Source organism: Bacillus sanguinis (assembly GCF_018332475.1).
Taxonomy (GTDB): domain Bacteria; phylum Bacillota; class Bacilli; order Bacillales; family Bacillaceae_G; genus Bacillus_A; species Bacillus_A sanguinis.
On the sequence record NZ_BOQB01000374.1, the window covers coordinates 1 to 646 of the forward strand.

At 29.9% G+C, this 646-nt stretch carries 1 protein-coding gene; it reads right to left on the reverse strand.

Going from position 1 to position 646, the window contains the following annotated elements; all coding sequences use genetic code 11:
• Nucleotides 1-360: S8 family serine peptidase (locus tag KI369_RS26265; RefSeq protein ID WP_438800516.1), on the reverse strand; the 360-nt coding region annotated here is incomplete at its 3' end.
• Nucleotides 361-646: the final 286 nt, after the last annotated feature.

Below are 646 nucleotides of genomic sequence, written 5' to 3' on the forward strand. Positions count from 1 at the left end.
ATATTGATTTTTATAATATGGATCGTTCGGAGTCCAAAAGGAGTGAACGTAGTAATTCGGCTCTGCATATTCCACATCTGGATTGTTTTTATAGCTTTTTATCTTTTCTTTTACAGTACCTTTCGAAAATTGAACGACTTCAAAACCTAACTTATCATCTTTAGATAAAACAGTAGCACCAACAGACTTATGAAAAGATTGCACATTACTTAAAGATGCATTTTGTTTGAACTTAACGATCAATTGGTTAGGAACGTAATCAGTAGATGATGTTTCAGCACTTGAAGTATTTGTGTTAAAGAAGAAACCACCAATAATAAATGACAAAACAGATAGGAAAACAATGATTTTGTTTTTCAAAAGATTTTTCCTCCCTTTTCTTGGATAAGTTTTTCAGCGACGCTTTAATGTCGCATTCCTTTTCAACTATATAGTTAGACCATACGATTTATGTCATTTATGTGAAAAACTTTTAGTGGAATAAAAAAGGGAAAGATTGATATAAATATATTTTTAATGGTATTTACTGAGTAAGAAAACGAAAAAAAGGAATGCTCATTATGTATGAGTCATTCCTTTTTTTAGATTAACTTGCCTGTTTTTTATTATTTTCTTTCAATTTCTCTGCTTGTAAAAAGCGATTCGT